The sequence below is a fragment of the Candidatus Parakkermansia intestinigallinarum genome (assembly GCF_944389695.1).
In the GTDB taxonomy this organism is placed as follows: Bacteria; Verrucomicrobiota; Verrucomicrobiia; order Verrucomicrobiales; family Akkermansiaceae; genus Akkermansia; species Akkermansia intestinigallinarum.
Window position 1 is genome coordinate 44,782 of the sequence record NZ_CALXNG010000004.1, and the last position, 24,720, is coordinate 69,501.

Below are 24,720 nucleotides of genomic sequence, written 5' to 3' on the forward strand. Positions count from 1 at the left end.
GCTGCGGGGTGTTTTTCGGCTTGATACGCGCGGCCGTCTGTGGCAGCATAGGGCCATGAAGATGAGACCGGCCGATTGTCGCCTCTACGGCATTGCAGATACGGGCTATATGCGCCCTGATGAACTCGAGGGCAAGGTGGCGGCGCTTTTGGAGGGCGGCGTGCGCATCATCCAGCTTCGCGCCAAGAAGCAGAGCCGGGATGAGGTGCGGGATCTGGCGCGGCGCATGCAGCCGCTCTGCCGCGAGGCGGGCGCTCTTTTCGTGCTCAATGATTACCCGGATCTCGCCGCCGAGCTCGGAGCCGATGCCGTGCACGTCGGGCAGGATGCGGGCCCCCTCGCCGAGCTGCGCCGCATCGTCGGGCCGCAGATGATCATCGGTCGCTCGACGCACAGCCCGCAGCAGGCGCTGGCGGCTCGCGAGGAGGGGGCGGACTACATCGGCTTCGGCCCGCTCTTCCCGACGGGCACCAAGCCCGGGCGCGCGGCGATCGGCCTGCAGGATGTGGCGGCGGTGCAGCGCGAGTTGGGCGATTTTCCGATGTTCTGCATCGGCGGCATCAACGGCGATACGCTGCCGGCCGTGCTTGCCGCCGGAGCCCGCCGCGTGGTGATTGTCTCGTGGCTCTTGCAGCAGGCCGACATCGCGGGGGCTGCGCGGCAGGTCATCAAGCTGCTGGCATGAAGTCGCGCCGCGCGCTTTCACCCTCTTATGAATACGGAACATCGGGCAGATGAGACGGCCTCGCAGGCGGTGCAGCTTGTCGAGTCGCTGACGCAGTCCGTTGATTGGTCGCAGCTCTGGTCGGCGCCCGGCAACGCCGGCACGGCGTCGCTGTTGCTGCTCGTGTTCTGGTCGCTGCTGCGCTCGATTCGCAAGGCCATCGCCCTGCTTTTCATGATCTGCGTCATCTACCTGACCCTCCGCTTCGCCTTCGGCATCGATCTCGCGGAGTTGATATAGGCGCCGCCGCGAACCTGCGCCTGACGCAGCGGGCGGGAGACGCCGAGCGGGAGACGCCGGGCGGCGCGGGGATGAGTCTCGCTGTGCGCGGGACGGGGGGGAAGGGCGCGTCTCACGGGCATGCGGCTCGGGGAAGGGCGTCTCACGGCATGCGGCGCGGGGAGGCTCGTCTCGCCGCGTGCGGGGCGTCAAAGGGCGTCTCACGCGCATGCGGTGCCGGGATGAGCGTCTCACCGCGTGCCCGCCGCTGCGTGCCGCATGCCGCTGCCCGCCGAACGACGCTGCCCGCCGCATGAGAGCGGCCGCTCTTCGGTCGCGCCGCGCCTCAGGCTCGCTTCAGCCTTACTTCAGCCTCCGTTCGGCTCACTGCAAGTCTCTTCAGTCGAGCGGCGCTTCGTCGCGCGGGGGGCGATGCGAGGGCTCGGAGATGCGGATGACTTTCTCGCCGGGCTTGGCCATGTTGGCTCGGTCGCGGGCAATCTGCTCGAAGTATTCGGGATCCTGCATCCAGCGGTAGTGATCGCGGTGCATCTCCTCGTTCATTTTGGCCTCGTGAAGCTTCTCCTCCATGAACTGCCGCTCCCCGCGCAGTTCGTAGAGCTCATAGAGAGGTGATAAAACGATCATCGTACCCACGAAACTCGCGATCACCAGCACGATGACGGCAGCCACGCACACCAGCTGGCGCACACCGCGCGTGCGCTGAGCCGCAAGCATCTCGCGCTCCAGCAGATTGTAGCCACGGCGGCGGCGGAAGAATCGAAACATGAGCGTTCAGGCGGGTGTGGGGCAATCGAAAAAACGCATGCGAAACCGGCGGCAAAGGGGGAGGCGAGGGGCGAGACCCATCAGTTGGCGCCGCGCTCGGCAAAGGGAACGAAGCGGCCGCGCCGCGCCAGCAGCAGCGTGTGGAAGCGCAGCTGCTTGCCCTTCGATGAAGCCGGCACCGCCAGGCTGCTCAGCTCAAAGCCCGCCTTGCGCAGCGTGCCCTCAAGCCGCTTGTCGGGCTTGGCCAGCGTGATGGCCAGCAGGCTGCCGCCCTTGAGCGCGTTGAAAAGCGCCTGAGCATCGCCGAGACTCAGCACGCAGCGCGCGTGGCTGTGGCGCATGATGATGGCGTGCAGCGAGCCGGTGCGCTTGCGGCAGAGCTCAACGGCGCTCTGCGTCTCGACGCTCACGCGCTTGTCTTCCCAGAGCGGAGCGTTTTCACCGAAGCGGCGGTTCCAGTCGACAACGGCCGCCACCGGCTCGGCCACGATGAAGCGCGCTTTCTCCTTGGGCAGGCATTGCATCGCCTTGGCGAGGCCGTAGCCCAGCCCCAGCCCGGCAATCATGATGCAGGGTTGGCCGGCGCGGGTGATGGGCGAGACGGCCGTCTCGGCCAGCGAATCTTCGCTGCCGTGCGTGAACGAAGTCGCGCAGGGCATGCCGTCGTGCTGGAGCGTGAGCACGCCGTCGCGTTCCCAGAGCTCCCAGAGCGAGCCGTCGTCCGTTTGATATTCGCCCAGTTTGGTCAGCGGTTTCATGCCCCGCAGTATAGCAGCCGACACCGTGTTTGGCAAGCGCAAGATGCGCGGGTGCGGCGCCCTGCGGCGCGGCGCTCAGCTGCAGCGCCCCGGCTGCCCGCAGCACCCGGCGCGGCGCGACCCGGCCGCAGCCGCGTTCATTTGTCGGCGCCGGGAGCGTCGGCTTGCTCGGCGGAGGCGATCGACTTCTTCGGGCGCGTCAGAAACTTCATGAGCACGTAGAGCGCCGCCAGCATCAGCACCGCCAGCACAATGAGATGCGACTCGGCCTTCACCGCGCTGATGAGCTGCTCGGGGGAGGCGAGGATATTCGGATGCTCCTTGCCCACCTTGTCGCCGAACCAAGCCAGCACCGCACACCACATCGCCGAGCCCGTGATGGTCGCCGCGCTGAAGCTCAGAAAATTGACGCGCGCCAGACCCGCCGGCAGCGAGATGAGATGCCGGATGACCGGAAGGAAGCGCGAAAAGAAGATACCCGCCGTCGAATAGCGCTTCATGAAGAGCTCGGCACTCTCGACCTTGTGAGGCGGCATAAAGAAATACTTGCCGAAGCGGTAGATGAAGGGGCGCCCGATCAGCAGGGCGCAGAGATACATGATGACCGAGCCGACGTACGAACCGACGGTGCCGGCGATGACCACGCCCCAGAAACTCATCTGCGCATCCGGCTGCGCGGCCATGATGGCGGCGGGCGGCACAACCACCTCGCTCGGCACCGGCAGAATCGAGCTCTCCATGGCCATCAACAGGCCGACTCCCCAGTAGCCCCACTGCTCCACCCAGCTCATCCAGGTGACGATCAAATCGTGCAACATGCGGCTATTATGCAAATTTGAAGGGCTTTGTGAAGCGTTTTCTGCCGAAAAATGCGGCATGCGGACGGGGAAATCCGAACTTGCCAAGCCTTAGGCGCCGTGGTAACATGAGGACATGAAGTTTTACGTCATTGCCGGTGAAGCCAGCGGCGACAAACAGGGAGCCCTGCTCATCCGCGAGCTGCTGCGCCGCCGACCCGAGCTCGAGATCGTCGGCCTCGGCGGCCCGCTCATGCACGAGCTGGCGCCCGGCGTGCAGGACTGGGTTGAGCAGGCCGCCGTCATCGGTATCGTCGAGGTGCTGCGGCACGCGCGTTTCTTCCTGCGCCGCCTCGATGAGATGACGCAGCGCATCGTCGCCGATGAGCCCGATGCCCTCATCCTCATCGACTACCCGGGCTTTAACCAGCGCCTCGCCGAGCGCGTGCATCGGCTCTCGCCGCGCACGAAAATCGCCTACTTCATCGCCCCCATGGTCTGGGCTTGGCACCGCAGCCGCGTGCCGAAGCTCGCCCGCATCCTCGACCTCATGCTCTGCACCTTCCCCTTTGAGAAGCCGATTTTCGAGGACGCCGGCCTGCGCACCGAGTTCGTCGGCCATCCGCTGGTGGACGACATTCTGGCCCACCGCCGCCTCGGCGTGCGCGAGAAAAACCTCATCGGTCTGTTTCCCGGGTCGCGGCGCCGCGAAATCGAGCGGCATTTCCCCGTCTTCCTCGAGGTCGTGAAGGCCGCGCAGACGCTCCACCCGGAGTGGCGCTTCGAGACCTCGGCGAGCTCGCCGAAGATGGAGGCGCTCATGAAGAGCATGCTCGCCGAGGCCGGCGTGAATCCCGCCCTCGTCAACGTGAAGCTCGGCAGCTACCACGACCTGATGGATCGCGCCGAGGCCGCGCTCGTGACTTCGGGCACGGCGACGCTGGAGGCGGCTCTGCACGAGCTGCCCTTCGCGCTCGTCTACAAGGTGGCTTGGGGCACCTACATGATCGGTCGCCTCATCCTGACCATCCGCTTCATCGGCATCGTCAACATCCTCGTCGATCGCCCCGTGGTGCGCGAGTTCATTCAGCACGAGTTCAATGCCCCCGCCTGCCTCGCCGAGTTGGAGCGCCTGATGCAGCCCGAGGCTCGCTCTGCCGTGCTGCGCGAGATGCAGGCCTCCGTCGCGACCTTGGGCTACGGCGGTGCCGCCGCCAAGGCCGCGGAAGCCGTGCTGGCGATGATGAGCCCCGACTTCCGCCCGATCACGCCGCGCTGGCTGCCCGAGCCGAACGGCGCGTCCGACTGATCAAACGGCGCGGCGCGTCAGGCTGAACGACGCGTCAAACCAAACGGCTCGACGAACGGCGCGGCGCATCGAATCAAGCGGCGCGCTGAACGGGGCGGTGCAACGAGCGGCGCGGCCGTTGAGTTCAGCGCGTCTGTTCAATTCAGCGCAGCTGCGGCTTGAGCCTTGCACACGCAGAGCTCGGTGCGGGTGCCGCGCAGCGTGCGGCGGATGAAATCGTTGATCTGCTCGGGCGTGACGGCGCGCAGCAGTTCGGGCACGCGCTCGCTGTAATCCGCCCCCAATCCCAGCAGCGTATCGAGAGCCATCGCCGACCCGAGGCGCCCGGCCGATTGCAGCGAGAGCAGGCGCGACGAGAGCAGCGTGGCTCGCGAGCGCTCCAGATCCGCCTCCGGCATCCCCTCATCCGCGAGGCGCTCCAGACAACGGAGCAGAGCCTCGCGCGCTTCGGGCAGCTGCTGCTGCGAGGTGCCGCAGTAGAAGATGAGACAGCCCGCGTCAATGCCCGCCAGCGAAGTGGCCGCGGCGTAGTAGGCCAGCCCGCGCTTCTCGCGTATCTCTGAAAAGATGGGGCCGGCCATGTCTCGGCACCATTCCTCAAAGAGCAACTGAAGGGGCAGGTCGGGCGAGGCGGCCGGCAGCCCCGGCACCGCCAGTGCGAGCACCGCCTGCTCCTTGTCGCTGGTGAGGCAGTGGCGCCCGGCGCGCTGCTGCGGCGTCGGCACGCGGCGCGCCGGCTGCCCGGCGGGCATGGCGGCAAAAAGGCGTTCAAGCTCCGGGCGCACGGCGGCGGCGTCGACATCGCCGCTGAGGCAGAGCACGGCGTTGCGCCCGCAGACCAGCGCCGCATGCTGCGCCGCCAGAGCCTCGCGCGTCAGGCCGCGCACACTCTGCACCGTGCCGTCGGGGTGGTGGCCGTACGAAGCTTCGCCGAAGCAGGCCTCGCGGATGCGCCGGAGAGCGAGCGTGGCCGGCTCTTTTTCCGCATCCTCGATATCGGCCTCCATGGCTTCTTTCTCCGTCGCGACGGCCTCTTCGGGCAGCGTGGGGTGCAGCACGACGTCGGCCAGCAGCTCGAGGAAGACGGGCAGATCCTGCGCGAGGCTGTGCACCGAGAAACTCAGGCTGTTGTTGCCGGCTTGGCTGCTGATGAGCCCGCCGATGTTTTCAACCGCGTCGGCGATCTCGCCCGCGCTGCGGCTCGTCGTGCCCTTGAGCATGCACTCCGAGAGCAGAGCGTTGATGCCCGCGTTCTCCGCCGTCTCCGTCCCGCAGCCCGCGCCGAAAACGATGGTCGCCCAGCTCAGCGGCACGCGCCGATCGGCATGAATCACCACCCGCAGGCCGTTGGCCAGCTCAAAGAGCTCGGGGCCGCTCGGCGACAGAGCGGCGGGCGACTCCTCCTCGGGCGGCAGGGTGCCCGTCGGGTCGACGGTGACTTCGCAGAGGCGCTCGGGCGTGAGGTAGCGCGCGGCGACCTCGGCGAGCTCCTCGGGGCGCACGCGCTGCAGGGCGGCGGCCCATTCCTCCGCGCTGTTCGGGTTGCGCGTGAAGTGCCAAGAGGCGGCCAGAGCGGCGGCGCAGCCCTGCACCGTCGAGAGCCCGCGCAGGCGGGCGGCCTGCTGCTGGCGCAGGGCGCGGCGGCAGCCTTCGTCAAAGGAGCGCTGCGGCAGTTCGGCGATGCAGGCCAGCAGCTCGTCGCGCAGTTGCTCGCGCTTTTCGCGCTCGACATCGGCTTCAATCACGAGAGCGCCCTCGCCGTCGCGCGACGGGATGACGGTGGCGTCGAGGTCGTAGGCCAGCCCGAGCTCATCGTGAAAGCGGCGGTAAAACCAAGCGGCGCGCCCTTGGCCGAGCACGGAGGCAAGCAGCGTGAGCGCGGCGGCATCGGGGTGTGTCGAGGGCGGAATGCGCCAAGCGAGCATCAGCGTCGAGGTCGGCTGGTCGAACTCGCGGCGCGTCACGCGCGGCCCCCACTGGCGGGGCTCTTCGGGGCGGGGCAGCACGGGCAGGGGCCGCGCCGGCAGGTCGCGCATCTCTTCGTCGACTGCCGCAAAGAAGGCGGCGGCATCGAGGTCGCCCGCCGCGCAGATGAAGACCTTGCCGGGCACGTAGCGGCTGCGGTGGTAGTTGACCATGTCCTCGTAGCTCAGCGCGTCGAAGAGCTCGGGCTCACCGATGACGGGCAGGCGGCGCGGGTGCGCCGTGAACAGCGTGCCGATGAGGGCGCGGTAGGCGGCATCCTGCGGGTCGTCGCGATACATGGCCATCTCGCGGCGGATGACTTCGCGCTCGCGCTCGAACTCCTCGCGCGGGAAGCTCGGGTGAAAGACCAGCTGCGTGAGCAAATGCAAAAACTCCCGCCAGTGCTCCGACGGGCCGTCGATGTGGTAGACGGTGCGGTCGCTGCTCGTGTAGGCGTTCCACAGGCCGCCGAGAGCGGGTACGCGCTCGTTGAGTTCGCGCCCGCTGAGCTCCTCCGTGCCCTTGAACACCATGTGCTCCAAGAGGTGCGAGATGCCCGAGCCCTCGTGCTCGGCCTCGCCGGCAGAACCCGCCTGCACCCAGAACTGTATCGAGATGACGGGGTGGGCGGATGAGGGGCTGAGCAGGGCCGTGCAGCCGTTGACGCAGTGATGAAGCCGATGGAGCATGGGGCGAGTATGCCACAGCCCGGCTCCGGGTGCAAGCGCAAAGCCCGCCGCGCCCAGGCTCGTCTCCCCACGCCTCCGCCCGCGACGCGAAGCCTTCGCCCGCGTCTCGTCATTTCATCTGCGTTACAGAGACGCAGCGGCTGCCCGCGCCTCAGCGCAGGCTCGAGCGCTGTTGCTCATCGGCGCGGCTCAGGCGGCTCTGCGTCACGTAGGTGTTGAGGCCGGAAGAGACGCTGCCGAGCAGCGAGCTGAACGCCCCCGTCTTCGCCTGAGCGGCGCGGTTGCGGAGATCCTGCGTGTTGTAGGCGCTCTGCGCGCGCAGGCTGTTGACCTGCTGCAGCTGCTCGTTGGTGCTGTTGGCAATCGAATCGCTCAGGCGCGTCGCCAGATCGCGCTCCCTCACCGTCACGCTGCCCTGCGATGCCAGCCCCGAGGCTGCGGCATCGGCGCGTGCCTGCCCCATTTCGGCTTGGGCGTTGCGCGCGGCGCGGCGCTGATTTTCCAGAGCCGTATCCTGCATGGCCGAGGCCTGTTGCTCATCGAGGCGGCTCTGAAGATCGGCCGCCTGTTGCAACTGCTTGCCCTGTCGATACTGAGCGGCCGCCTGCATCACCCCGGGCAGAGCCGAGGCGGCCGTGAGAATAGCTGTTGAGAATCCCATGCAAGGCAGCTTGCCACGAGAAGCCTCCCTGCGTCAAGCCCGCCGCCTGCCGGGCTCATCATGCCCGGCAGCGGGCGCCTGCCCTTTCCCTCAGCCGCGGGCCGCAAACATCTTTTCGACGTATTTGGCAATCATGTCCACCTCGACGTCGACGACGGTGCCGGGCGCGTAGCCGTGCATGACGGTGCGCTGCCACGTGTGCGGCGTGATCCAGAACTCCAGCGTGTCATCACCGATGATGTTGGCGATGGTCAGAGACACGCCGTCGATGGCGATGCTGCCCTTGTCGATGGTGTATTTCATCGACTCTCGCGGGATGCGCACGCGCACCATGTGATCCTGCCCGACGGGCTCGATGCTCACGACCTCGCCCGTCGTATCCACGTGCCCCATGACGAAGTGCCCGCCGAAGCGGCCTGCGCCGCCCATGGCGCGCTCGAGGTTGCAGATGCTGCCGGGCTTGAGCTGCCCCAGCGAGGTGACGCGCATCGTCTGCGTGAGCAGATCGAACTCGACGCGCTTGCCCTCGATGCGGTCCACCGTCAGGCAGCAGCCGTTGATGGCCACGGAGTCGCCGAGAGCCAGTTCCGAGGCGAAGGGAATCTCTATCGCGCAGCGCGCACCTCCGGCCACGGGCGTCAGGCTGACGACGGTGCCGGTGCATTCAACAAGTCCGGTAAACATAGTGTGTCTTTCGTGTGTGCCCGAGCGGGGCGCCCTTGTTGTGCGGCGGGCGCCGCCGGCTCGGGTCTTGATTCAAGCGAGCCTCGATGCGAGGGGGTCTCGATGCGAGAGAGTTTCGATGCGAGAGAATCTTTATTCGAAGTAGATGAAGTTGAAGAGCAGGAACATGATGAGCGTGGGCAGGAAGGCCCACAGGAAGAGCTTCAGCGCGCTGATGCCCTTGAAGTATTTGCCCAGAATCGCCTGCCCGGCCGGGTTGGGCGCATTGGCAATCACCGTCAGACCGCCGCCCGTCACGGCACCGGCCACGATGGCGTAGCGGATGTGCTCCTCCAGCCCGGGCACCGTGCTGGCGAGGAAGGTCACCGACGCGTTGTCGTTGAAGGCCGTCAGCACGCTGGCCAGACCCATCGTCGCCTCGGGGCCCAGCTCGGAGAGCTTCTGGAGCACGGGCTGCATCCACCAGCCCTGCACGCCGCCGAGGATGAGCAGGCCGGCGAGGAAGAAGGCCACCAGCAGCGGCACCTTGATGGAGAAGGCGTTCTGGTACTGCGGCGTCGCCATGGTGAAGCCGAGGAAGAACATGAAGCCGCCGATGAAGATGGCGGGGTGGTGCGAGAACACTACCGTCCACACCAAGAAGAGGATGGAGACAATGTAGACCCAGGTGGGGATGACATCCTGCCGATCCTCCCATGAGGTGGGCACCGAGCTGTCGAAGCTGTTGTTGATGCGCTGCACCTCGGCGAGGCGGGCGAACTCCTTGCGGAAGATGAAGAAGTAGATGATGTTGGAGATGAAGATGCCCAGAATGGCCTTCCAGCCGAACTCCAGGGACATGTGGGCCATGTCCCAATTCCACTTGCCCGCCACCATCACGATGGGCGGCGCGGCGAAGTGCGTCAGGGTGCCGCCGACGGAGACGTTGACGAAGAGCAGAGCGATGGTCGCGTAGCAGAGCGAGCTGCTGGGCTTGAGCTGGTAGATCTTTTTCGAGAGCAGGATGGCGGCGAGCGTCATGGCTGCCGGCTCGGTGATGAACGAACCGAGCAGCGGCGCGATGCAGAGCACGGAGAGCCACCAAGCGGCCGGCGAGCCGTTGCCCAGCGAGGCGCCCAGCTTGAGGGTGTTTTCAGCGAGGCGGTAGATGGGGCGCGACGAGGCGATGACCATGATGACGGCGACGAAGAGAGGCTCGGTGAAGCTGGTGTCGTGGTCGATGTAGCGCAGGAAATCCTCCATCGAGTAGTAGTGCGCGCAGACAAAGACGAAGGGGATGATCCACAGGCCGAAGACCACTTCGACCTCGCCGAGGAAGTGGCAGACCGTCGCTCCCAGCGAGACGGGCATGCGCTGCTCGGGGTGCAGGATGCGGAAGCGCTGGGCGCGCAGCTTGTTCTTGTAGCGCTGCTCCAAGCGGTGCGCCATGCGCTGGAAGAAGGGCGAGAGGAAGGTGTGGATGATGGCGCAGAAGAAGATGATGGTAGAGGCAAGGTTGAAGGGATCGACGTCGACGCGGTGGCAGAGTTTCTCCCAGAGCCCCATGCCCTCTTCGGCGTGGGCGTAGAGCTTGAGCGGAATCGGGAAGCGGCTGTACTGGGCGTCCTTGCCCGTGTAGTGGTGCGTCCAGGCCGGGGTGGCGCTGTTCGGGTTGAGGTTGAGGCACTCCTCGCCGCAGTCGGGGCAGACCTTGCCGTGCAGGGGCGGTTCGACGCTGACTTTCATCGCGGCGTGTTCGAGTGCCGTGTGGCCGTCGTAGGCGTGGTGGGGCTGGGAGACGTAGTCTTTGAGGTCCTCGTAGGACATGGAGACGGCCGCGGCCAGCAGGGCCTTGCGTGCATTGTCCGGCAGGTTCAGCGAGCGAATGAGGTCGACTTTGAGGGCGAATTCCGCTTCGAGAGCTCGGAGCCGCTGCTCGTCAACCATGCCGCCGGAAGCCGCTGCGGGTGCGGTATCGGGAGCCGTGCCGCTCGCCTCGCCGGGAGCTGCGGCCGCTGCGGCGGGCGGGGTATCGAGGGGCTCTCCCGCCGGATCCGAGAGGCTTGCGGGGGGAGTGGCGGGCGTCGTTGGCTCGATGATCGGCGTGCCGGAGGGTTCTTGCGCCATAGCCGTTCCGAACAGGAAGGCGATGCCCAGTAGCAGGGGGTGCAGCAGTGTCGTCCTCATCATGGTAAAACTTAATTCGCGGCTAAGATAGCATATCGTTTTCCAAAAAGCGAGAGAAAAAGGCGCAACCGGAAGCAAGAAGGGCGGGAAATGCCCGCGGAGCCGCCGCGGCGCATGCCGTGAAACGCCGCGCTGCGGGCACGTTTCAGGCTTGACCTGTGCCGCCGCGCTCGGTAGCATGGTTGCCATGGATCCGATACTCGTTGTAATGGCTCCTCAGTTCGAGGAGATTGAATTGACGGCCCCGGTGGATATCCTGCGCCGTCTGGGTGTGCCCGTGACGCTGGCCGGCCTCGAGGGGCTTGAGGTGCGCGGTGCCCACGATGTGGTGATGAAGGCGGACATGCTGCTGGTTGATGCCGATACGGCGCAGTTCAGCGGCATTCTGCTGCCGGGCGGTCCGGCTTCGTGGACGCTCAGCAAGAGTCCCGCCGTTCTCAGCCGCGTGCGCGAGATGCACGCGGCCGGCAAGCTCGTGGCCGCCATCTGCGCGGCGCCGCTGGCTCTTGAGGCTGCCGGGGTGATCTCCGGTCGCCGCGTGACCTGCTGGCCGGGCGTGGCCGGCGAGCTCAAGAGTGCTGCGGCCGTCACCGGAGCGGTGACGGAGACCGACGGCAACATCGTGACCGGGCGCGGCCCGGCCGCTTCGCTCGAGTTCGGTTTTGCCGTGGCCGGCAAGTTCGTGCCGGGCGACAAGATCAGCGCCGAGCGCGAGGGCATGTGCATGGTCGACTGAGACTTTGCCGCCTCCGCCAACGCACACCCGGCGAGTCGCCTCCCGTTCAGGCGGCTCGCCGGGTCTTTGTTCGGCGGGTCTTTGTGTATCCGGCCGTCCGGCTTTTCGGCGTGTTTCGGGAGCCCGCGGCGGCACCGCGCCTTCGGGGCGCTGCGGCTGCCGGGCACCGCGCCTTCGGCGGCGGGTCTCAACCCTGCCGGGGAGGGCTTGGGGGGGCGGGGCTCGCCGCAAGCGAGACGGAGGGTTCGCCGGGATACCCAACGGCGCGCGCCCATCCCGATGTTGCCGGGCCGGGCACGAAGCTGCGCTGCCGACTCTTCGCCGGGCGCGGTCGACGCTCAGACGAGAAGGTAGATGATGATGGCGATGATGCCCGCGATGAACAGCAGCACCACGGGAAGATTCGACTCGGCCTTCGGCGGAGGCGCGACGGGCAGCTTCTCGCTGCCTCCGGCGGGCACCCGCAGTGACGGCGCTGCCGAGACCGGAGGTGCATCGGGTGAAGCGGCCGCCGGCTCGGTTCGACGCGCCGCCGCGGCAGGCATCGCGGGCGCGGCAAGGGTGCCGCTGCCGGCTTTCGGCGGCAGGCCGGCGGGGCGCAGCTTGCTGCCCGCCGCGGCATGGGCCGCGGCTCCGGCCGGGCGCAGACTCGCGCCTCCGGGGCGGGTCGAAACGTGAGGCGCCCCGGCGACTCGGAGGTTGTGAGCTCCGGCGGCGGGCCGGCGTCCGCGCAGCGCCTTCATGCTCACGACCGTCTGCTTGCGCTTGCTTTTTTGCAGCTGCGCGATGCTGATGGCCGAGTGGGCGTAGGCGCGCGTGGCGGCGTCGGGCGCCGTGCTGCTCAGCAGCTGCGGGCCGCTCTGGCGGTGCGCGTAGGCCTTGCTCCAGATCTGAGCCGAGGGGAAGCGGTCGGCCTCGTTGACCGACATGGCCTTGTCGATGCTGTTGAGCAGGGCTGCCGAGTAGAGCTCCTTGAGCTTCAGATTGCTCGAGAGACGGGGAGTGCGATCCGTCTGCGCCCGCTCATTGGCCGGCTCGGGAACGCGCCCCGTGATGATGTTGTAAAAGAGCGTCGCGAGCATGTAGATATCCGACCAAGGGCCGATCGAAGCTCGGTAGCCCGGGTAGAGCTCCACGGGCGTGAAGCCCGGGCTGACCTGCACGGCGTGGTGCTGGTTGACGCGCGTGCGCACGGCGCCGAAGTCGATGAGGTAAATGCCGCCGTTCTCGTCGATGATGATATTGGCCGGCTTGACGTCGCAGTGGAAGAAGCCCGACGCGTGCACGCGGTCGAGAATGCCGAGCACCCCCGTCAGCACCGCCTCGAGCAGCGAGGCCGGGAAAGGCTGCCCGGCCATGCGGTAGCTCTCCGCCCAGCAGTGCAGATCAGCCCCCCGCACCTCCGTCATGGCGAGGTAATAGGTGCCGTTGTCGCGGAAGGCGTCGAGGTACTGCGGGATGCCCGTCACGCCGTTTTGCGTGAGGGTGCGCAGAGCCGTCACCTCTTGCTCCATGCCGGCGAGCGCCGTCTCAAACTGCCCGGCCGCACGCTCGTCGATCGCTTCGATGCTGCCGTCCTCGAGGCGCTGCACCATGCCTTCCGGGGCGCATTCCTTGAGCGCGACTTCTTCGCCCGTCAGGCCGTCGACGGCGCGGTAGATGATGGAGAAACCGCCCGTGTTGATGATGTCGGTGAGCGTGAAGCGCTCGTTGAGAAGCGTTCCGATCGGCAGTGAACTCTGAGTGGCGAAAGAGGCAGCGTCCATAACTCACCGATGCTAGCACCAATGAGGGAGCTTGAGAAGAAAAAAATGCCCCGTCGGCTCTGAAAAATGCCGCCCGTCGCCGAGCCGTCCGCGCGGGCAGCGAGCCCTCAATCGTCGAGCCCGGGCGCCGGCGGCAAATCCGCGTCTTCGGCCAGCTCGACGAGGCGCAGGCGGCCGAGGCTTTCGGTGCGCCGCCCCGGCAGGTAGCAGTGGCTGAGGTAGGCCGGGGTGAGTCGGCGGGGACGGCGGCGGTAGTAGCGCAGGATTTCGGAGCTGCCCTCCAGACAGAGGGCGTAGCGGGGGCGCCGCTTCAGTCTCTCGGGCACGAAGGACTCGCAGCGCACGGTGCTGCGCTCGTCGGGTATGCCCAGCACCGCGCAGCAGCTGCGCCACTCCGCTCCGTGGCCGCCGCAGCCGAGGTATTGCCAGCAGAGAGCATGCGCCAGCTCGTGGAGCAGCGTGCGGCGAATCAGCTCGCGGTCGCGCTCCAGAAAATGCTCGGCAAAGTAGCGCGAGAGGCTCACGCGCCGCTTCACCGGGTTGCAGCAGCCGAGGCGCTTCACGGCGCGATCCCAAGCAAAGCCCCAGCCCGGCAGCGGCAGAGCCGCGAGGCTGGCATGCGCGCAGGCCTCCAGCTCATCGAGGCTCCGCCAGTTCGCCTCGACGGGCGGGGCACTCAGCGGCGGCAGCAGCAGCTCCGGCGGCAAAGCTCGCCCTCGGCGCCTTCGATGGCGTGAAAAACCCATGTGTGACTCCTATCCCGACGGGAGGAGGCGCTCGGATCGGCCGACGCCGCAACGCGAAGCGTCACAGCCCGCAGCGTCACCGTTTGCGCCGCAGACAGCAGCCGCGCCGCCGCCTGTTCCGCCGCAGAGCGAAGTGTCATAGCCCGCGCCGCCGCAGCGCCACGGCTTGCGCCGCAGCTTCGCTTCAGACCAAATCGCCGCCGCTTGCATGGCCTCCGTGCGCGCCGCAGCGCCGCTGCAACGCGAAGCGACATAGCCCGCGCCGCTGCAGCGCCGCAACTTGCGACGCCGCAGCCCGAGCCTTCTCCGCCCGCAGCCCTGCTTTACTTGCCGGCTGCCGCCTTCTCCTCGAGCTTCACGCGCACCTTGTCCTCGATCTCGGCGTAGAGCTCCGCGTTGTTGCGCAGGGCATCCTTGGCGGCATCGCGGCCCTGAGCGAGCTGAGAGCCGTTGTAGCTGAACCACGAACCGCGCTTCTGGATGATGTCGAACTCCATCGCCAGATCAATGAGACTGCCGACCGAGGAGATACCCTCGTTGTACATAATATCAAACTCGCACTCGGTGAAGGGCGGAGCCACCTTGTTTTTGACAACCTTGAGCTTCGTGCGGTTGCCCGAAACCGTGCCGTCCGTCCCCTTGATCTGGCCGATGCGGCGGATATCGCAGCGCACCGAGGCGTAGAATTTCAGAGCGCGGCCGCCGGGCGTCGTCTCCGGATTGCCGAACATCACGCCGATCTTCTCGCGAATCTGATTGGTGAAAATGCAAATCGTGCGCGCCTTCGCAATGAGCGACGTGAGCTTGCGCAGCGCCGCACTCATCAGGCGCGCCTGAGCGCCCACCGTGCTGTCGCCGATCTCGCCCTCGAGCTCTTGGCGGGTGACGAGAGCCGCCACCGAGTCCACCACAATAACGTCAATCGCGTTCGAGCGCACCAGCGCCTCGCAAATTTGCAGCGCTTCTTCACCGCTGCCGGGCTGCGAGACCAGCAGATCATCGAGATTCACCCCCAGCTTCGCCGCGTAGGACGGGTCGAGCGCGTGCTCCACATCGATGAAGGCCGCCAAACCGCCCGACTTCTGCGCCTGCGCGATAACAGTGAGCGTGAGCGTCGTCTTACCCGAAGACTCCGGGCCGAACACCTCGACAATGCGCCCGCGCGGGAAGCCGCCGACGCCCAGTGCGCGGTCGATGAGGAGGTTGCCGGTGGGGATGACCTCCACCTCCATCTTCTTCTGGTCGCCGAGGCGCATGATGGCGTTCTCGCCGAAGTCTTTCTGGATCTGCAACATGGCGGCATCGAGCGCGCGCTGGCGCTGAGCCTGCTGCTTCTCCTGTTCCGGGGTCAGTTCCTTACTCATATCGGGCATGAGCTTACCCTCAGACCCCCCTCAACGCAAGCTCAAACTGCGTCGGCAAGGGAAAAGTTGAACCGCCGCGCGGCGCTGTCACGATGCGGACTTGACCTTCACCGAAATTGTGGCACAATAGGCCGACCAACCGATCACTTACATGTTAACAACGCTCAAGTCTCTAATCGACTCCCCGGCCTTTTACCTGACGGTCGGCCTGCTGCTGCTGGCCCTCTTCGCTTGGTACATGGCGGCGGAAAATGACAGGACGAAGCGCAACGCCGGCACCTTCTTCATCGTCGGTCTCTCTGCCTTCTCGCTTCTTTCCCTCTTCGTCAACGGCATGCAGTACGGCATCGACATCAAGGGCGGTGTCGAGCTGACGCTCGAGGTGCAGGACAAACTCAACGAGACGACCAACAAGCTCGAGGAGCCGACGCCCGAGGACATGCAGCAGGCTTGCGACATCCTCGACGAGCGCCTCAATGCCACCGGCACGAGCGAGGTGCAGATCCTCTGGTCGGGCAACAAGATTCTCATCCAGATCCCGCAGCAGGACAAGGACCCCGTGCGCAACGAGGAGAAGATCGACGCGATGGTCAAGACCCTCACCAAGATGGCCAAGCTCGAGCTGCTCTCCGTCTATCGCAACTCGGACGAAGTGATCAGCCACCCCGAGACGCAGGCCGAATGCGAGCGCTACGAGAGGGACTGGCGCGAGTACTCCCGCCGCCTCGCCGCCGGCGAGATCAAGCTGCGCGAGCCGATGCTGCCCTCCATCCCCGATGCGATCGGCGCCGGTCTCGAGGACTACATGATTCTGCCCAACCCGCGCGTCGACGACAAGACGGGTGAGCCGCTGCTCGACGGCGACGGCCACCAGATCATCGACTTCGTCGTTGTCGAGCGCCCCTACGCCGCCGCCAAGCGCAACGTCTACGTGACGGGCAAGGACGTGGTCAGCGCCCGCCCCGACGGCGTGCAGCGCGGCACCGTCAACGTGACGCTGAGCCGCGAAGGCGCCCGCCGCATGGGTGATTTGACGGGCGCGATGGAGATCGGCCGCGATCGGTTGGCCGTCGTGCTCAACAATCAGGTCAAATGTGCGCCGACGGTGCAGGCCGTCCTGCACAAGGATTTCGTCATCACCGGCCTCAATGCCAAGGGTGAGCCCGAGGACGTGTCGCGCGCTCTCGCCAACCCCCTCTCCAGCGACCTGAAGGTCGAAGGCCGCAAGGACGTCTCGGCCCAGCTGGGCCAGAGCGCCCTTGATCAGGGCATGTACGCCGGCATCGTCGGCATGATCGGCATCTTCTTCTTCTGCTACTGGTACTACCGCACTGCGGGTATCGTCGCGATGGTCGGTCTGGCCATCAACGGCCTCATTCTGCTGGGCCTCATGAGCCTCTTCGGCTTCGTGCTGACGCTGCCGGGCATCGCCGGTATCGTGCTGACGCTGGGCGTGGCCGTCGACGCCAACGTGCTCATCTACGAGCGCATGCGCGAGGAGCGAGACAAGGGCCGCCCCTTCATCGTCTGCCTGCGCACGGCCTACGACAAAGCCTTCTCGGCCATTTTTGACTCCAACCTCACCTCGCTCATCACCGCGCTGATTCTCTTCTGGATGGCCAGCGGCTCGATCAAGGGCTTCGCGGTGACCACCAGCGTGGGTATCATCACCTCGCTCATCGGTGCCGTCGTGGTGACGCGCGTGTTCTTCTTCTGGGCCGAGCACACGGGCCTGCTGCGCGAGTTCAAGTTCAGCAAGGCGCCTCTGGCCGGCAAGAGCTTTGACTTTATGCGCCTCGGCAAGCCCGCCTTCATCCTCTCGACCGTGGCGATTCTCGCCAGCGTCGCCTACGGCATCTTCGTGCGCGGCGAGGATGCGCTGGGCATCGACTTCACGGGCGGCGCGAGCATCACCTACGTGCTGCCGTCCGACACGCAGGTCGACTACGACAAAGTCGAAGCTGCCGTCTTGGGGATGACCCTCTCCAAAGTGCCCACCGTGCAGGAATTCCAAAACAGCGGCATGGATCGCAACATCAAGATTCGCTGCGCGAACAAGCAGGAAGCCGCCGACATCATCGCCGAGCTCGAAGCCTCGGTGCCGCACATGAAAGAGCTGCCGGAGGGCTCCGCCTCCGTCGAGGAAGTGAGCGCCTCGCTCGGTTCGGCCTTCTTCAAGACGGCGCTCTGGGCCATGCTGGCGGGCCTGCTGGGCATCTCGCTCTACCTGGCACTGCGCTTCGAATGGTCCTTCGCCTTCGGTGCGCTGGTATCGACGGCGCACGACCTCATCGGCATCATCGCTCTGGTGGTGCTGCTGGGCACCGAGCTGAACATCATCCACATCGGCGCCTTCCTGACGGTGATGGGCTACTCGATCAACGACACCATCGTGATCTATGACCGCATCCGCGAGCGCCTCCAGACGGCGGATCCCAAGGAGAAACTCGTCGACATCATGAACGAGGCCATCAACTCCACCCTGTCGCGAACCCTGCTCACCTCGCTCTCGACCGTCGCCGCCCTCATCGCCCTGCTCGCACTCGGCGGCCCGTCGATGCGCGACTTCTCGCTGACGATGCTGCTGGGTATCTTCATCGGCACCTACTCCTCCATCTACATCGCCACCCCCGTGGTGCTCTGGGTCTCGCGCAAGCATGACCTGCGCGCCGAAGTGCAGGGCGAGCGCGATGCCGCCGCCTCCTGAGACGCCGCCGCCTTCTGCCGCCGCCCGCCCGTCGGTGCGGCGGCACCCCGACACCCGTGAGCCGTCGCTCCGCCAAGCTCCTGCTGCTGCTCTGCGCCCTCGCCTTCGCGGCGGCGCTGTGGGGCGCGGCGGACTGCGGAGCCCGGCTCGCGCCGCTCGACCCCTCGGATGCCGAGGCCACCCACCTGCGGCGCCTGATCTATTTTCACTTCGCCCTCTCGCAGCTTGCCGTGCTGGGGGCCGTGTTGATTTTTTACGCCCGCCATGCGCGATGGAAGCGCTATTACCTGCTGGTGAGCTACAATGAAAAGGGCATGCCGCTCAACCCGCCCGGCATCCGCATGCCCGCCGAGCGCGTCTACCGCTGCAACCTCCACGCGCTCGACGCCGCCGAACTGCCGCCCGACGACGCCCCGGTGCTCGTCTACCCCATGATGATGCTCTCCGGCAAATCGAGCGGCGATCGGCTCGAAGCCGCCCTCGGCGACGCCTTCCGCCGCGCCGGGCGCAAGCCCGACCTCTACTACCAGCCCGTGCTCGGCGCCTCCCCTTGGCTGGCTCGCGCCGCCGCCGAGCTCCTGCGCCCCCTGCTCGACGAGCAGAGCGCCGTGCTCGTCGTCGCGCACGACTCCGCCCTGCCCGAGCTGCCGCCCGAGCCCGCCCTCTTCTGCCGCCGCCTGCGCCGGCAGCTGCCGGGCGTCGAGATTGCGCTGGGCTACACGCGCCAGCAACCGACCGCGCACGAAAGGCTCGCGCAGCTGCACGGCTCGCGCGTCCTGCTGCTCCCCTTCCTGCTCACCGAGGGCTACCACGCCGCCTGCGACCTGCCCGGCAGCGAGCAGGCGGCCGCCTGCGGCAAGAGCCTGCTGCGCCTCCCCGTCATCGCCGAACTGCTGCAACGCGACCTCAGCCCCGCTGCCCGCCGCAGCCGCCGCCCCGCCCCCCGCGCATGAAACTCGCCCTCAAAGTCACCCCCGGCGCCCGCCGCAGCGAATGCCTCGGCTGGGAAGAGGATTACCCCGGCATCGGCCGCGTCCTGCGCCTGCGCATCGCCGCCCCGCCCGTCGAGGGCAAAGCCAACAAGGCGCTCGTCGACTACCTCGCGCAGCAACTCAAACTGCCGCGCGGCAGCGTTTCGCTGCAACACGGCAGCAGCAGCCGCATCAAACTCATCGAACTGCCGGACGGCACCGACCTCAGCCCCCTCGGCTAAAGCCGCTCAGCCTCCCCTTGCCGCGGCGACCCGCTTCCCCCTCGCGCCGCTGCCCGCTTCCCCCGCGAGCGCGGCGCGACCGCCGCCTCAGCAAACATATTGCCCGGAGGCAGTGAAGCGGACGCGCGGCGTATCGGAGAGCATAATCTCCCGGATCTGCTGCGGCGTCAGCCCGCACCAGATGCGCATCTTGCGACAAAATGACGATGTCGTCAAAAAACCCACATGCGCCGCAATGGTACGAATGGGCAGATCCGGATCCGAGAGCAGGGCAATGGAGAGATCGAAGCGGCGGTGTTCGAGGTAGCTGCCGAGCGGCACACCGAAAAAATCCCGATAAGCGGAATTGAGATAATTGGGCGTCAAGCCCAGCCTCGTCGCCAGCTCCTTGACGCGCAGGGCATAATTCTCCTGCTGCGCCAGCAAAGCCTGCAAGTCGGCAAAGAGCGGGGGCAGGGGAGCCGCCGTTTGTCGGTAGAGGCGGGCGCAGTCCGCAATCTGCTCCTTGAGTTGGCCGGCCGCTGCGGCTACGTCGCGTTCCAGCCAGCTGCGCAGAAGTTCACTATACCGCTGTTTCCAGTGCTCCGGCATGCCGAACACCGTGTTGTGCAGGCAGGCTCGTTCAGTCGCATCGGCGTCATCAAACACCATGCAACACAGCAGCGCATCCGGTGACTCGCGGATCAGATAGCGCGTCTGAAAGGGAAAATACGTGAAACTCAAACCCTGCGAGAGGCTGAGAGGGCAGCCGTCCAACAGCACATCCAGACTTCCGCGCAACACCGTGACGAGCCCCGAACGCCCGTGAATCTCGTAGTACCGGCCGAAGCGTGATCGCCGGGCATCCTGCCGCGTAATCCAAAGACCGGAGACAGAGGCGGCACCTCCCGAGGGTGCTGCAAACGCACTGCAGTCGAGCGCATCGCCCTCTTCGCAAAGTCGAGACAAGTATGGCTCCAAATCATCCGGCATACGTCCACAGTGTACCCAAAGAGGCGCTGCTGCGTCAACCCCAAAGCGAATCAGCACCTTCTTCGCACCGTATGCAAAAGCAACGGTAACTCTTTTTTTAGTGGAAAAAAGCCGCCCATCCGTTATAATGAACGAAAGCGGGCAGCAATCTGCCCGCCTCAGTACATCACAACCAAACAGAAAATCCATCCGTCTATGATCAAGCACATCGTCATGGGGTTGGTCAGCGCAACGGCGCTGACGACCGTCTCGTTGGCTCAAGATGCCCTCAAGGAAGCAACCTTGACACACCAGAAGAATATTTCTGTTGCAAACACCGCAGCGGTTCCTCCGCGTCCCGCAGGCTCCATTTACATGGGCGGTTTCCGCGCCCCGGCTATCGAATGCGTGCGTGTTGCGGTCATCGGCCTCGGCGAGCGCGGCCTGCCTCAGACGGAACACTTTGCGGCGATTCCCAACTGCGAGGTCGTCGGCGTGTGCGACATTTACAGCGATGCGACGGATGAAGCCGCCGACTTCATCGAAAGCAAGACCGGCAAACGACCGAAGGAATACCACGGCGACCCCAAGGCCTACCTGAAGATGCTGCGCGAGCTGCGCCCCGATGCCGTCATCATCAATACCCCGTGGGAGACCCACGCCCAGATGGCCATTGATGCAATGGAGAACGGCGCACACGCCTTCGTGGAAGTGCCCTTGGCGTTGACGCTTGAAGATCTCTGGCGCGTCGTCGACACCTCCGAGCGCACGAAGCGCCACTGCATGATGCTCGAAAACGTCAACTACGGCCGCGACGAACTCATGTTCCTCAACATGGTGCGCCAAGGCCTGATCGGCGAGCTGCTGCACGGCGAGGCCGCCTACATCCACGAGCTGAGGATGCAGATGAAGAGTGAGGATCGCGGCTGCGGCTCGTGGCGCACCTACCACTACGCCGGCCGCAACGGCAACCTCTACCCCACCCATGGCCTCGGCCCCGTGGCGCAGTACATGAACATTGCCCGAACCGACGATACCTTTGACCGCATCGTCTCCTTCGGCAGCCCCGCGCTCGGCCGCGCCGCCTACGCCAAAAAGAACTTCCCCGAGGAACACAAGTGGAACCAAATGGAATACCGCTGCGCCGACATCAGCACCTCCATCATCAAAACCAAAGCCGGCCGCACCATCCTCGTGCAGTGGGACGAGACCAGCCCCCGACCCTACGATCGCAAAAACCTGATTCAGGGCACGGAGGGCACATTGGCCGGCTTCCCGACGCGCGTCGCCGGTGAGCGCATCGGTTATAGCGCCATTGAATCAAAGGCGGCTGAGGAAGGCCAGCCCGGCGGCAAGGAAATCGCCGATCTCGGCGGCTACCACCGCTGGTACGAAGGCAAGGAAGCCGTTGCAGAACTGTACCGCCAGTACGACCACCCGCTCTACAAGCGCCTGGGCGAAGCTGCCGAGAAGAACGGCGGCCACGGCGGCATGGACTACATCATGCTCTACCGCGTCATCGAGTGCCTGCACAAGGGCGAACCGATGGATCAGAACGTGTATGAAGGCGCCCTCTGGTCCGCCGTCGGCCCGCTCTCGGAGAAGTCCGTCAACGAAGGCGGCGCTCCGCAGGTCTTCCCCGACTTCACGCGCGGCGACTGGAAGACCACCGCACCGCTGCCCATCGTTGAGTAAACCGACGTTCCCACTCCGCCGTCCCCTCTCCGCCTGCCCGCCTCCCCCTCGGCCACAGACGGCCCTGCGCGGGAGAGAGCAGGGCGGGAGCGGGACAGCTGCAGCACAGGCGCCCCGCGCGAGCCGCCGCCACAGCCCGGCTTGCGCGGGGCGCCATACTTGTCCTCGGGCCGAGACCTCCGCCCGAGAGACTCCGAGAAGCGCCCGAGAGACTCAGATAGACTCCGAGAAGCGCACGAGAGGCGCCGAGGGATTTCGGGCTTGATTCTTCTGCGTCTTTTCTTTACAATACCCGCGCTTCCATGTACGTCTCGTCCCTGCGCCACAACCTGTTGACAGCGGTGCTGATACTGGCCGCCGCCCTCCCCCTCGAAGCCCAGTCGGGCTACACGACCGGGCGGCGCAGCTCGGCTACCGGGCAGACGCGCGAACGAACCGCTCGCGAGATGGTCAACGATCCTGACCAGCTCTACCTGACCGCTTACCGCCTCTGCCGCGAATCCGAAGACCTGGCCGCGAAGAAAAGCTACAACAAAGCCTTGGAAAAAGGCCGGCAGGCCGAGAAAGTCCTCGCCCGCATCGTGCGCGATCACCCCGAATGGAGGCCGAACCTCGTCGCCGCCCGCCGCAAACTGCTGGCCGACAACATGGAGCTCTACCGAGCCCGCTCCCGCGAAGCACGCGTCCCGACCGGGCGCGAACCCGGAAGCCTCGTCTCGATGGACGTCCCCGCCGCCGATCGCCCCCCCACCATGATCGGCAGCGATTACCGCCCCATTGAACTGCCCGATTACGAAGCCTCCGACAAGCGCCTCTACAACGCCTTGGCTCGCGCCCAAGAAGAGTGCCGGCGCATGGCCGTTGCCTACAAAGACCTCAGCGCGAAGTACGATGACCTCCAAAAGCGTCTCAACACGAGCGAAGTCGAGGGGCAAATGTACAAGAGCCGCTACGACGAACTCCAGAAGCAGATTGCTTCGGAGCGCGCCGCGGGCAACCGCGTCGTCGACTCCCTCTCGCGGCAACTCGCCGAGATGGAAGCCCGCTACCGCGCCTCGGAGCAGGCCCGCCTCGAAGCCGAAGCCCGCGTTCAGGAACTCGAACAGGAACTCGAGGACACCCGCGCCGAACTCGCCCGCGTGACGCAGGAGCGCGACGAACTCCGCGCCGAGAACGAACAACTCCGCGCCATCGTCGAACTCAACAGCCCTGAAAAAACCAAAGCCCTCCTCGACCAGAACCTGACCCTCGCCGAGCAGCTCAAACAAGCCGAGCAGCGCGTCCGCGACCTCGAAGCCCAAGTCGGCAGCTCGCAGGATCAGAACACCGTGCTGGATCGCCAGCTCGCCGCCGCCCGTGCCGAAGCCGACCGCATACGCGACGACATGAGCGCCCTCTACGAAGAAAACATGGGCTACCGCCGCCGCGTGTCCGAACTCACCGAGCGCCTCAACGCCATCGAGGCCGACCTCGATGCTCAAGAGAAAAAGCCCTTGGTCGATCCGGCCCTCGCCGAAGAAAACCGCCTCTTGCGCGAAGTCATCGCCAAACAGCGCCGCACCCTCACCATGCAGACCGAGGGGCTCAAGCTGCTCACCGACACCTACCGCAAGATGAAAGAGCAGTCGCCCGAAGTCGTCGAAGCCATGCAGAAGCTCGAAGACGAGAGCAACCCCGACCTGTCCGATGCCGACCGCCGCCTCCTCGAAGCCATCCGCGACAACCGCCCCGGCGTCCAAGCCGTGCGCGAAGGCCTGCAAGTCGAGACCCTCGCCGACCTGGCCGCCAAAGCCTTCTCCAAGGGGCGCTACACCGCCGCGGAGCAAATGTACCGCACCCTCTGCGAACTGCAGCCCGACCACGTCGCCGGGCTGGTGAACCTCGGCACCATCCTGCTCTACCGCAACAAGTGCGAGGAATCCGTCAGCTATCTGGAGAAAGCCACGCGGCTCGCGCCTGACCTGCCCATCGGCTACTTCCAAGCCGGCGTCGCCCTCTACCGCCTCGACCGCCTTGACGAAGCGGGCCAAATGTTCCGCCGCACCATCGAGCTCGACCCCGCCAACGCCGAAGCCTTCTTTTACCTCGCCAACATCGAAGGCGTCACCGCCAACTGCGAAATTGCCCTCAAATACTACGCCGCTGCCGTCAAACTGCGCCCGCAGCTGGGCGACGCCCACTACAACATGGCGCGTCTCTACGCCGAACTCAACCGCATCCCCGACGCCGCACGCGCCTACGACCGAGCCGTCCGCAACGGCGCCATGCCCGACCCCGAGTTTGAAAACTTCCTGCGCGCCCACCCGGACACCCGGAAACAGCCCGGCGACGACCTCATCGCCTCCGTCGAACCCCGCGACGAAGCCGCACGCCTGCGCGCCGACGACCCCGAATTCAGCCGCCTGCTCGAAGAAAACAGCCGCGCCGCCGACCTGACCGCCGACCTGCCTGCTGACGCCACCGCCCCCGCTGATGCCACCACCCCCGCCGACGGCACGGCAGGCACCCCCGCCGGAGCGGCAGAAAGCGGCAGCAGCTCGAACCTGCGCGGCTACGAACCCTCCTCCGCCGGAGCCGGGCATGAAGTCGACGCCTCGCGCTTCCGCACCAAAACCAAAACCGTCCGCGTCAACGGCCGCAAGCGCACCATCAAACTGCGCCACAAACTGCCCGAGCCCAAGCTCCTGCGCGACACGCGCACCGGCGAATACATCGACCCCAAAGAGCTCCAAAAGAAACAGAAAAACAAATAAGCCGCGTCGAAGCGCCGCAGCAACCCCC

20 protein-coding genes are annotated in these 24,720 nt (G+C 66.1%); 9 read left to right on the top strand and 11 right to left on the bottom strand.

Annotation, left to right across the window (positions count from 1 at the left end):
• Positions 1-55 precede the first annotated feature (55 nt).
• Together thiE and AC6UAL_RS01930 are read left to right on the top strand one after the other, a co-directional pair.
• Positions 56-685 carry a thiamine phosphate synthase gene (gene thiE / locus AC6UAL_RS01925; RefSeq protein WP_500681666.1) on the top strand — a complete coding sequence of 210 codons (630 nt, stop codon included), beginning with the start codon at positions 56-58 and terminating at the stop codon, positions 683-685.
• A gap of 27 nt (positions 686-712) precedes the next feature.
• On the top strand, positions 713-964 hold the full coding sequence (locus AC6UAL_RS01930; protein WP_500681667.1) for a hypothetical protein: 252 nt from the start codon (positions 713-715) through the stop codon (positions 962-964).
• Between the two features lie 378 nt (positions 965-1,342).
• Here AC6UAL_RS01930 and AC6UAL_RS01935 read toward each other — a convergent pair whose 3' ends face one another.
• The 3 genes from AC6UAL_RS01935 to AC6UAL_RS01945 all read right to left on the bottom strand — a co-directional run bounded on the left by AC6UAL_RS01935 (position 1,343) and on the right by AC6UAL_RS01945 (position 3,308).
• Positions 1,343-1,732, bottom strand: coding sequence for an FtsB family cell division protein (locus AC6UAL_RS01935; protein WP_500681668.1), 390 nt, complete (start codon positions 1,730-1,732; stop codon positions 1,343-1,345).
• An 80-nt stretch (positions 1,733-1,812) separates the two neighbouring features.
• Positions 1,813-2,490 carry a hypothetical protein gene (locus AC6UAL_RS01940; protein WP_500681669.1) on the bottom strand — a complete coding sequence of 226 codons (678 nt, stop codon included), beginning with the start codon at positions 2,488-2,490 and terminating at the stop codon, positions 1,813-1,815.
• 137 nt (positions 2,491-2,627) lie between these two features.
• Positions 2,628-3,308, bottom strand: a complete 681-nt coding sequence (locus AC6UAL_RS01945) for a DedA family protein (protein WP_500681670.1) — start codon at positions 3,306-3,308, stop codon at positions 2,628-2,630.
• 115 nt (positions 3,309-3,423) lie between these two features.
• On the opposite strand from AC6UAL_RS01945, the gene lpxB reads away from it, so the two are divergent.
• Entirely contained in the window at positions 3,424-4,596 is a 1,173-nt protein-coding gene (lpxB, locus tag AC6UAL_RS01950; protein ID WP_500681671.1) for a lipid-A-disaccharide synthase, read from the top strand.
• Positions 4,597-4,733: 137 nt separating this feature from the next.
• On the opposite strand, the gene AC6UAL_RS01955 is transcribed toward lpxB, so the two are convergent.
• The 4 genes from AC6UAL_RS01955 to AC6UAL_RS01970 all read right to left on the bottom strand — a co-directional run bounded on the left by AC6UAL_RS01955 (position 4,734) and on the right by AC6UAL_RS01970 (position 10,764).
• Entirely contained in the window at positions 4,734-7,250 is a 2,517-nt protein-coding gene (locus AC6UAL_RS01955; protein WP_500681672.1) for a M16 family metallopeptidase, read from the bottom strand.
• 151 nt (positions 7,251-7,401) lie between these two features.
• Complete coding sequence (locus AC6UAL_RS01960; protein ID WP_500681673.1) at positions 7,402-7,911, bottom strand: hypothetical protein; 510 nt, start codon at positions 7,909-7,911, stop codon at positions 7,402-7,404.
• A 90-nt stretch (positions 7,912-8,001) separates the two neighbouring features.
• The gene (locus tag AC6UAL_RS01965; RefSeq protein ID WP_500681674.1) at positions 8,002-8,595 is read right to left on the bottom strand and encodes a riboflavin synthase; all 594 of its coding nucleotides are present in this window, start codon (positions 8,593-8,595) and stop codon (positions 8,002-8,004) included.
• A 132-nt stretch (positions 8,596-8,727) separates the two neighbouring features.
• The gene (locus AC6UAL_RS01970) at positions 8,728-10,764 is read right to left on the bottom strand and encodes a putative Na+/H+ antiporter (protein WP_500681675.1); all 2,037 of its coding nucleotides are present in this window, start codon (positions 10,762-10,764) and stop codon (positions 8,728-8,730) included.
• Positions 10,765-10,948: 184 nt separating this feature from the next.
• On the opposite strand from AC6UAL_RS01970, the gene AC6UAL_RS01975 reads away from it, so the two are divergent.
• Positions 10,949-11,497 carry a DJ-1 family glyoxalase III gene (locus tag AC6UAL_RS01975; protein ID WP_500681676.1) on the top strand — a complete coding sequence of 183 codons (549 nt, stop codon included), beginning with the start codon at positions 10,949-10,951 and terminating at the stop codon, positions 11,495-11,497.
• 338 nt (positions 11,498-11,835) lie between these two features.
• Here the strand turns inward: AC6UAL_RS01975 and AC6UAL_RS01980 are convergent, their stop codons facing one another.
• From AC6UAL_RS01980 to recA, 3 genes are all read right to left on the bottom strand, one after another.
• Positions 11,836-13,263 carry a serine/threonine protein kinase gene (locus tag AC6UAL_RS01980; RefSeq protein WP_500681677.1) on the bottom strand — a complete coding sequence of 476 codons (1,428 nt, stop codon included), beginning with the start codon at positions 13,261-13,263 and terminating at the stop codon, positions 11,836-11,838.
• 107 nt (positions 13,264-13,370) lie between these two features.
• Positions 13,371-14,009, bottom strand: coding sequence for a SprT-like domain-containing protein (locus tag AC6UAL_RS01985; protein WP_500681678.1), 639 nt, complete (start codon positions 14,007-14,009; stop codon positions 13,371-13,373).
• A gap of 323 nt (positions 14,010-14,332) precedes the next feature.
• Positions 14,333-15,373 (bottom strand): recombinase RecA, encoded by a 1,041-nt coding sequence (gene recA, locus AC6UAL_RS01990; protein ID WP_500681679.1) that lies wholly within the window; start codon positions 15,371-15,373, stop codon positions 14,333-14,335.
• Between the two features lie 151 nt (positions 15,374-15,524).
• On the opposite strand from recA, the gene secD reads away from it, so the two are divergent.
• Genes secD through AC6UAL_RS02005 form a run of 3 tightly spaced genes read left to right on the top strand, consistent with a single transcriptional unit; the run spans position 15,525 to position 19,293 of the window.
• Positions 15,525-18,080 (top strand): protein translocase subunit SecD, encoded by a 2,556-nt coding sequence (gene secD / locus AC6UAL_RS01995; RefSeq protein ID WP_500681680.1) that lies wholly within the window; start codon positions 15,525-15,527, stop codon positions 18,078-18,080.
• Positions 18,081-18,136: 56 nt separating this feature from the next.
• Positions 18,137-19,033 (top strand): sirohydrochlorin chelatase, encoded by an 897-nt coding sequence (locus tag AC6UAL_RS02000; RefSeq protein WP_500681681.1) that lies wholly within the window; start codon positions 18,137-18,139, stop codon positions 19,031-19,033.
• Entirely contained in the window at positions 19,030-19,293 is a 264-nt protein-coding gene (locus AC6UAL_RS02005; RefSeq protein WP_500681682.1) for a DUF167 domain-containing protein, read from the top strand. The genes AC6UAL_RS02000 and AC6UAL_RS02005 overlap by 4 nt, the downstream gene beginning before the upstream one ends.
• Before the next feature lie 87 nt (positions 19,294-19,380).
• Here the strand turns inward: AC6UAL_RS02005 and AC6UAL_RS02010 are convergent, their stop codons facing one another.
• Positions 19,381-20,454, bottom strand: coding sequence for a helix-turn-helix domain-containing protein (locus AC6UAL_RS02010; protein ID WP_500681683.1), 1,074 nt, complete (start codon positions 20,452-20,454; stop codon positions 19,381-19,383).
• A 6-nt stretch (positions 20,455-20,460) separates the two neighbouring features.
• Here AC6UAL_RS02010 and AC6UAL_RS02015 point away from each other — a divergent pair, with 6 nt between their 5' ends.
• Both AC6UAL_RS02015 and AC6UAL_RS02020 read left to right on the top strand, forming a co-directional pair.
• The gene (locus AC6UAL_RS02015) at positions 20,461-21,939 is read left to right on the top strand and encodes a Gfo/Idh/MocA family protein (protein ID WP_500681684.1); all 1,479 of its coding nucleotides are present in this window, start codon (positions 20,461-20,463) and stop codon (positions 21,937-21,939) included.
• Between the two features lie 302 nt (positions 21,940-22,241).
• Positions 22,242-24,692, top strand: coding sequence for a tetratricopeptide repeat protein (locus AC6UAL_RS02020; RefSeq protein WP_500681685.1), 2,451 nt, complete (start codon positions 22,242-22,244; stop codon positions 24,690-24,692).
• Positions 24,693-24,720: the final 28 nt, after the last annotated feature.

Bases quoted from the DNA above. Each gene is read 5' to 3' on its own strand.
- thiE (WP_500681666.1), top strand. From the start codon at position 56: ATGAAGATGAGACCGGCCGATTGTCGCCTCTACGGCATTGCAGATACG.
- AC6UAL_RS01930 (WP_500681667.1), top strand. From the start codon at position 713: ATGAATACGGAACATCGGGCAGATGAGACGGCCTCGCAGGCGGTGCAG.
- AC6UAL_RS01935 (WP_500681668.1), bottom strand. From the start codon at position 1,732: ATGTTTCGATTCTTCCGCCGCCGCCGTGGCTACAATCTGCTGGAGCGC.
- AC6UAL_RS01940 (WP_500681669.1), bottom strand. From the start codon at position 2,490: ATGAAACCGCTGACCAAACTGGGCGAATATCAAACGGACGACGGCTCG.
- AC6UAL_RS01945 (WP_500681670.1), bottom strand. From the start codon at position 3,308: ATGTTGCACGATTTGATCGTCACCTGGATGAGCTGGGTGGAGCAGTGG.
- lpxB (WP_500681671.1), top strand. From the start codon at position 3,424: ATGAAGTTTTACGTCATTGCCGGTGAAGCCAGCGGCGACAAACAGGGA.
- AC6UAL_RS01955 (WP_500681672.1), bottom strand. From the start codon at position 7,250: ATGCTCCATCGGCTTCATCACTGCGTCAACGGCTGCACGGCCCTGCTC.
- AC6UAL_RS01960 (WP_500681673.1), bottom strand. From the start codon at position 7,911: ATGGGATTCTCAACAGCTATTCTCACGGCCGCCTCGGCTCTGCCCGGG.
- AC6UAL_RS01965 (WP_500681674.1), bottom strand. From the start codon at position 8,595: ATGTTTACCGGACTTGTTGAATGCACCGGCACCGTCGTCAGCCTGACG.
- AC6UAL_RS01970 (WP_500681675.1), bottom strand. From the start codon at position 10,764: ATGATGAGGACGACACTGCTGCACCCCCTGCTACTGGGCATCGCCTTC.
- AC6UAL_RS01975 (WP_500681676.1), top strand. From the start codon at position 10,949: ATGGATCCGATACTCGTTGTAATGGCTCCTCAGTTCGAGGAGATTGAA.
- AC6UAL_RS01980 (WP_500681677.1), bottom strand. From the start codon at position 13,263: ATGGACGCTGCCTCTTTCGCCACTCAGAGTTCACTGCCGATCGGAACG.
- AC6UAL_RS01985 (WP_500681678.1), bottom strand. From the start codon at position 14,009: ATGGGTTTTTCACGCCATCGAAGGCGCCGAGGGCGAGCTTTGCCGCCG.
- recA (WP_500681679.1), bottom strand. From the start codon at position 15,373: ATGAGTAAGGAACTGACCCCGGAACAGGAGAAGCAGCAGGCTCAGCGC.
- secD (WP_500681680.1), top strand. From the start codon at position 15,525: ATGTTAACAACGCTCAAGTCTCTAATCGACTCCCCGGCCTTTTACCTG.
- AC6UAL_RS02005 (WP_500681682.1), top strand. From the start codon at position 19,030: ATGAAACTCGCCCTCAAAGTCACCCCCGGCGCCCGCCGCAGCGAATGC.
- AC6UAL_RS02010 (WP_500681683.1), bottom strand. From the start codon at position 20,454: ATGGATTTTCTGTTTGGTTGTGATGTACTGAGGCGGGCAGATTGCTGC.
- AC6UAL_RS02015 (WP_500681684.1), top strand. From the start codon at position 20,461: ATGATCAAGCACATCGTCATGGGGTTGGTCAGCGCAACGGCGCTGACG.
- AC6UAL_RS02020 (WP_500681685.1), top strand. From the start codon at position 22,242: ATGTACGTCTCGTCCCTGCGCCACAACCTGTTGACAGCGGTGCTGATA.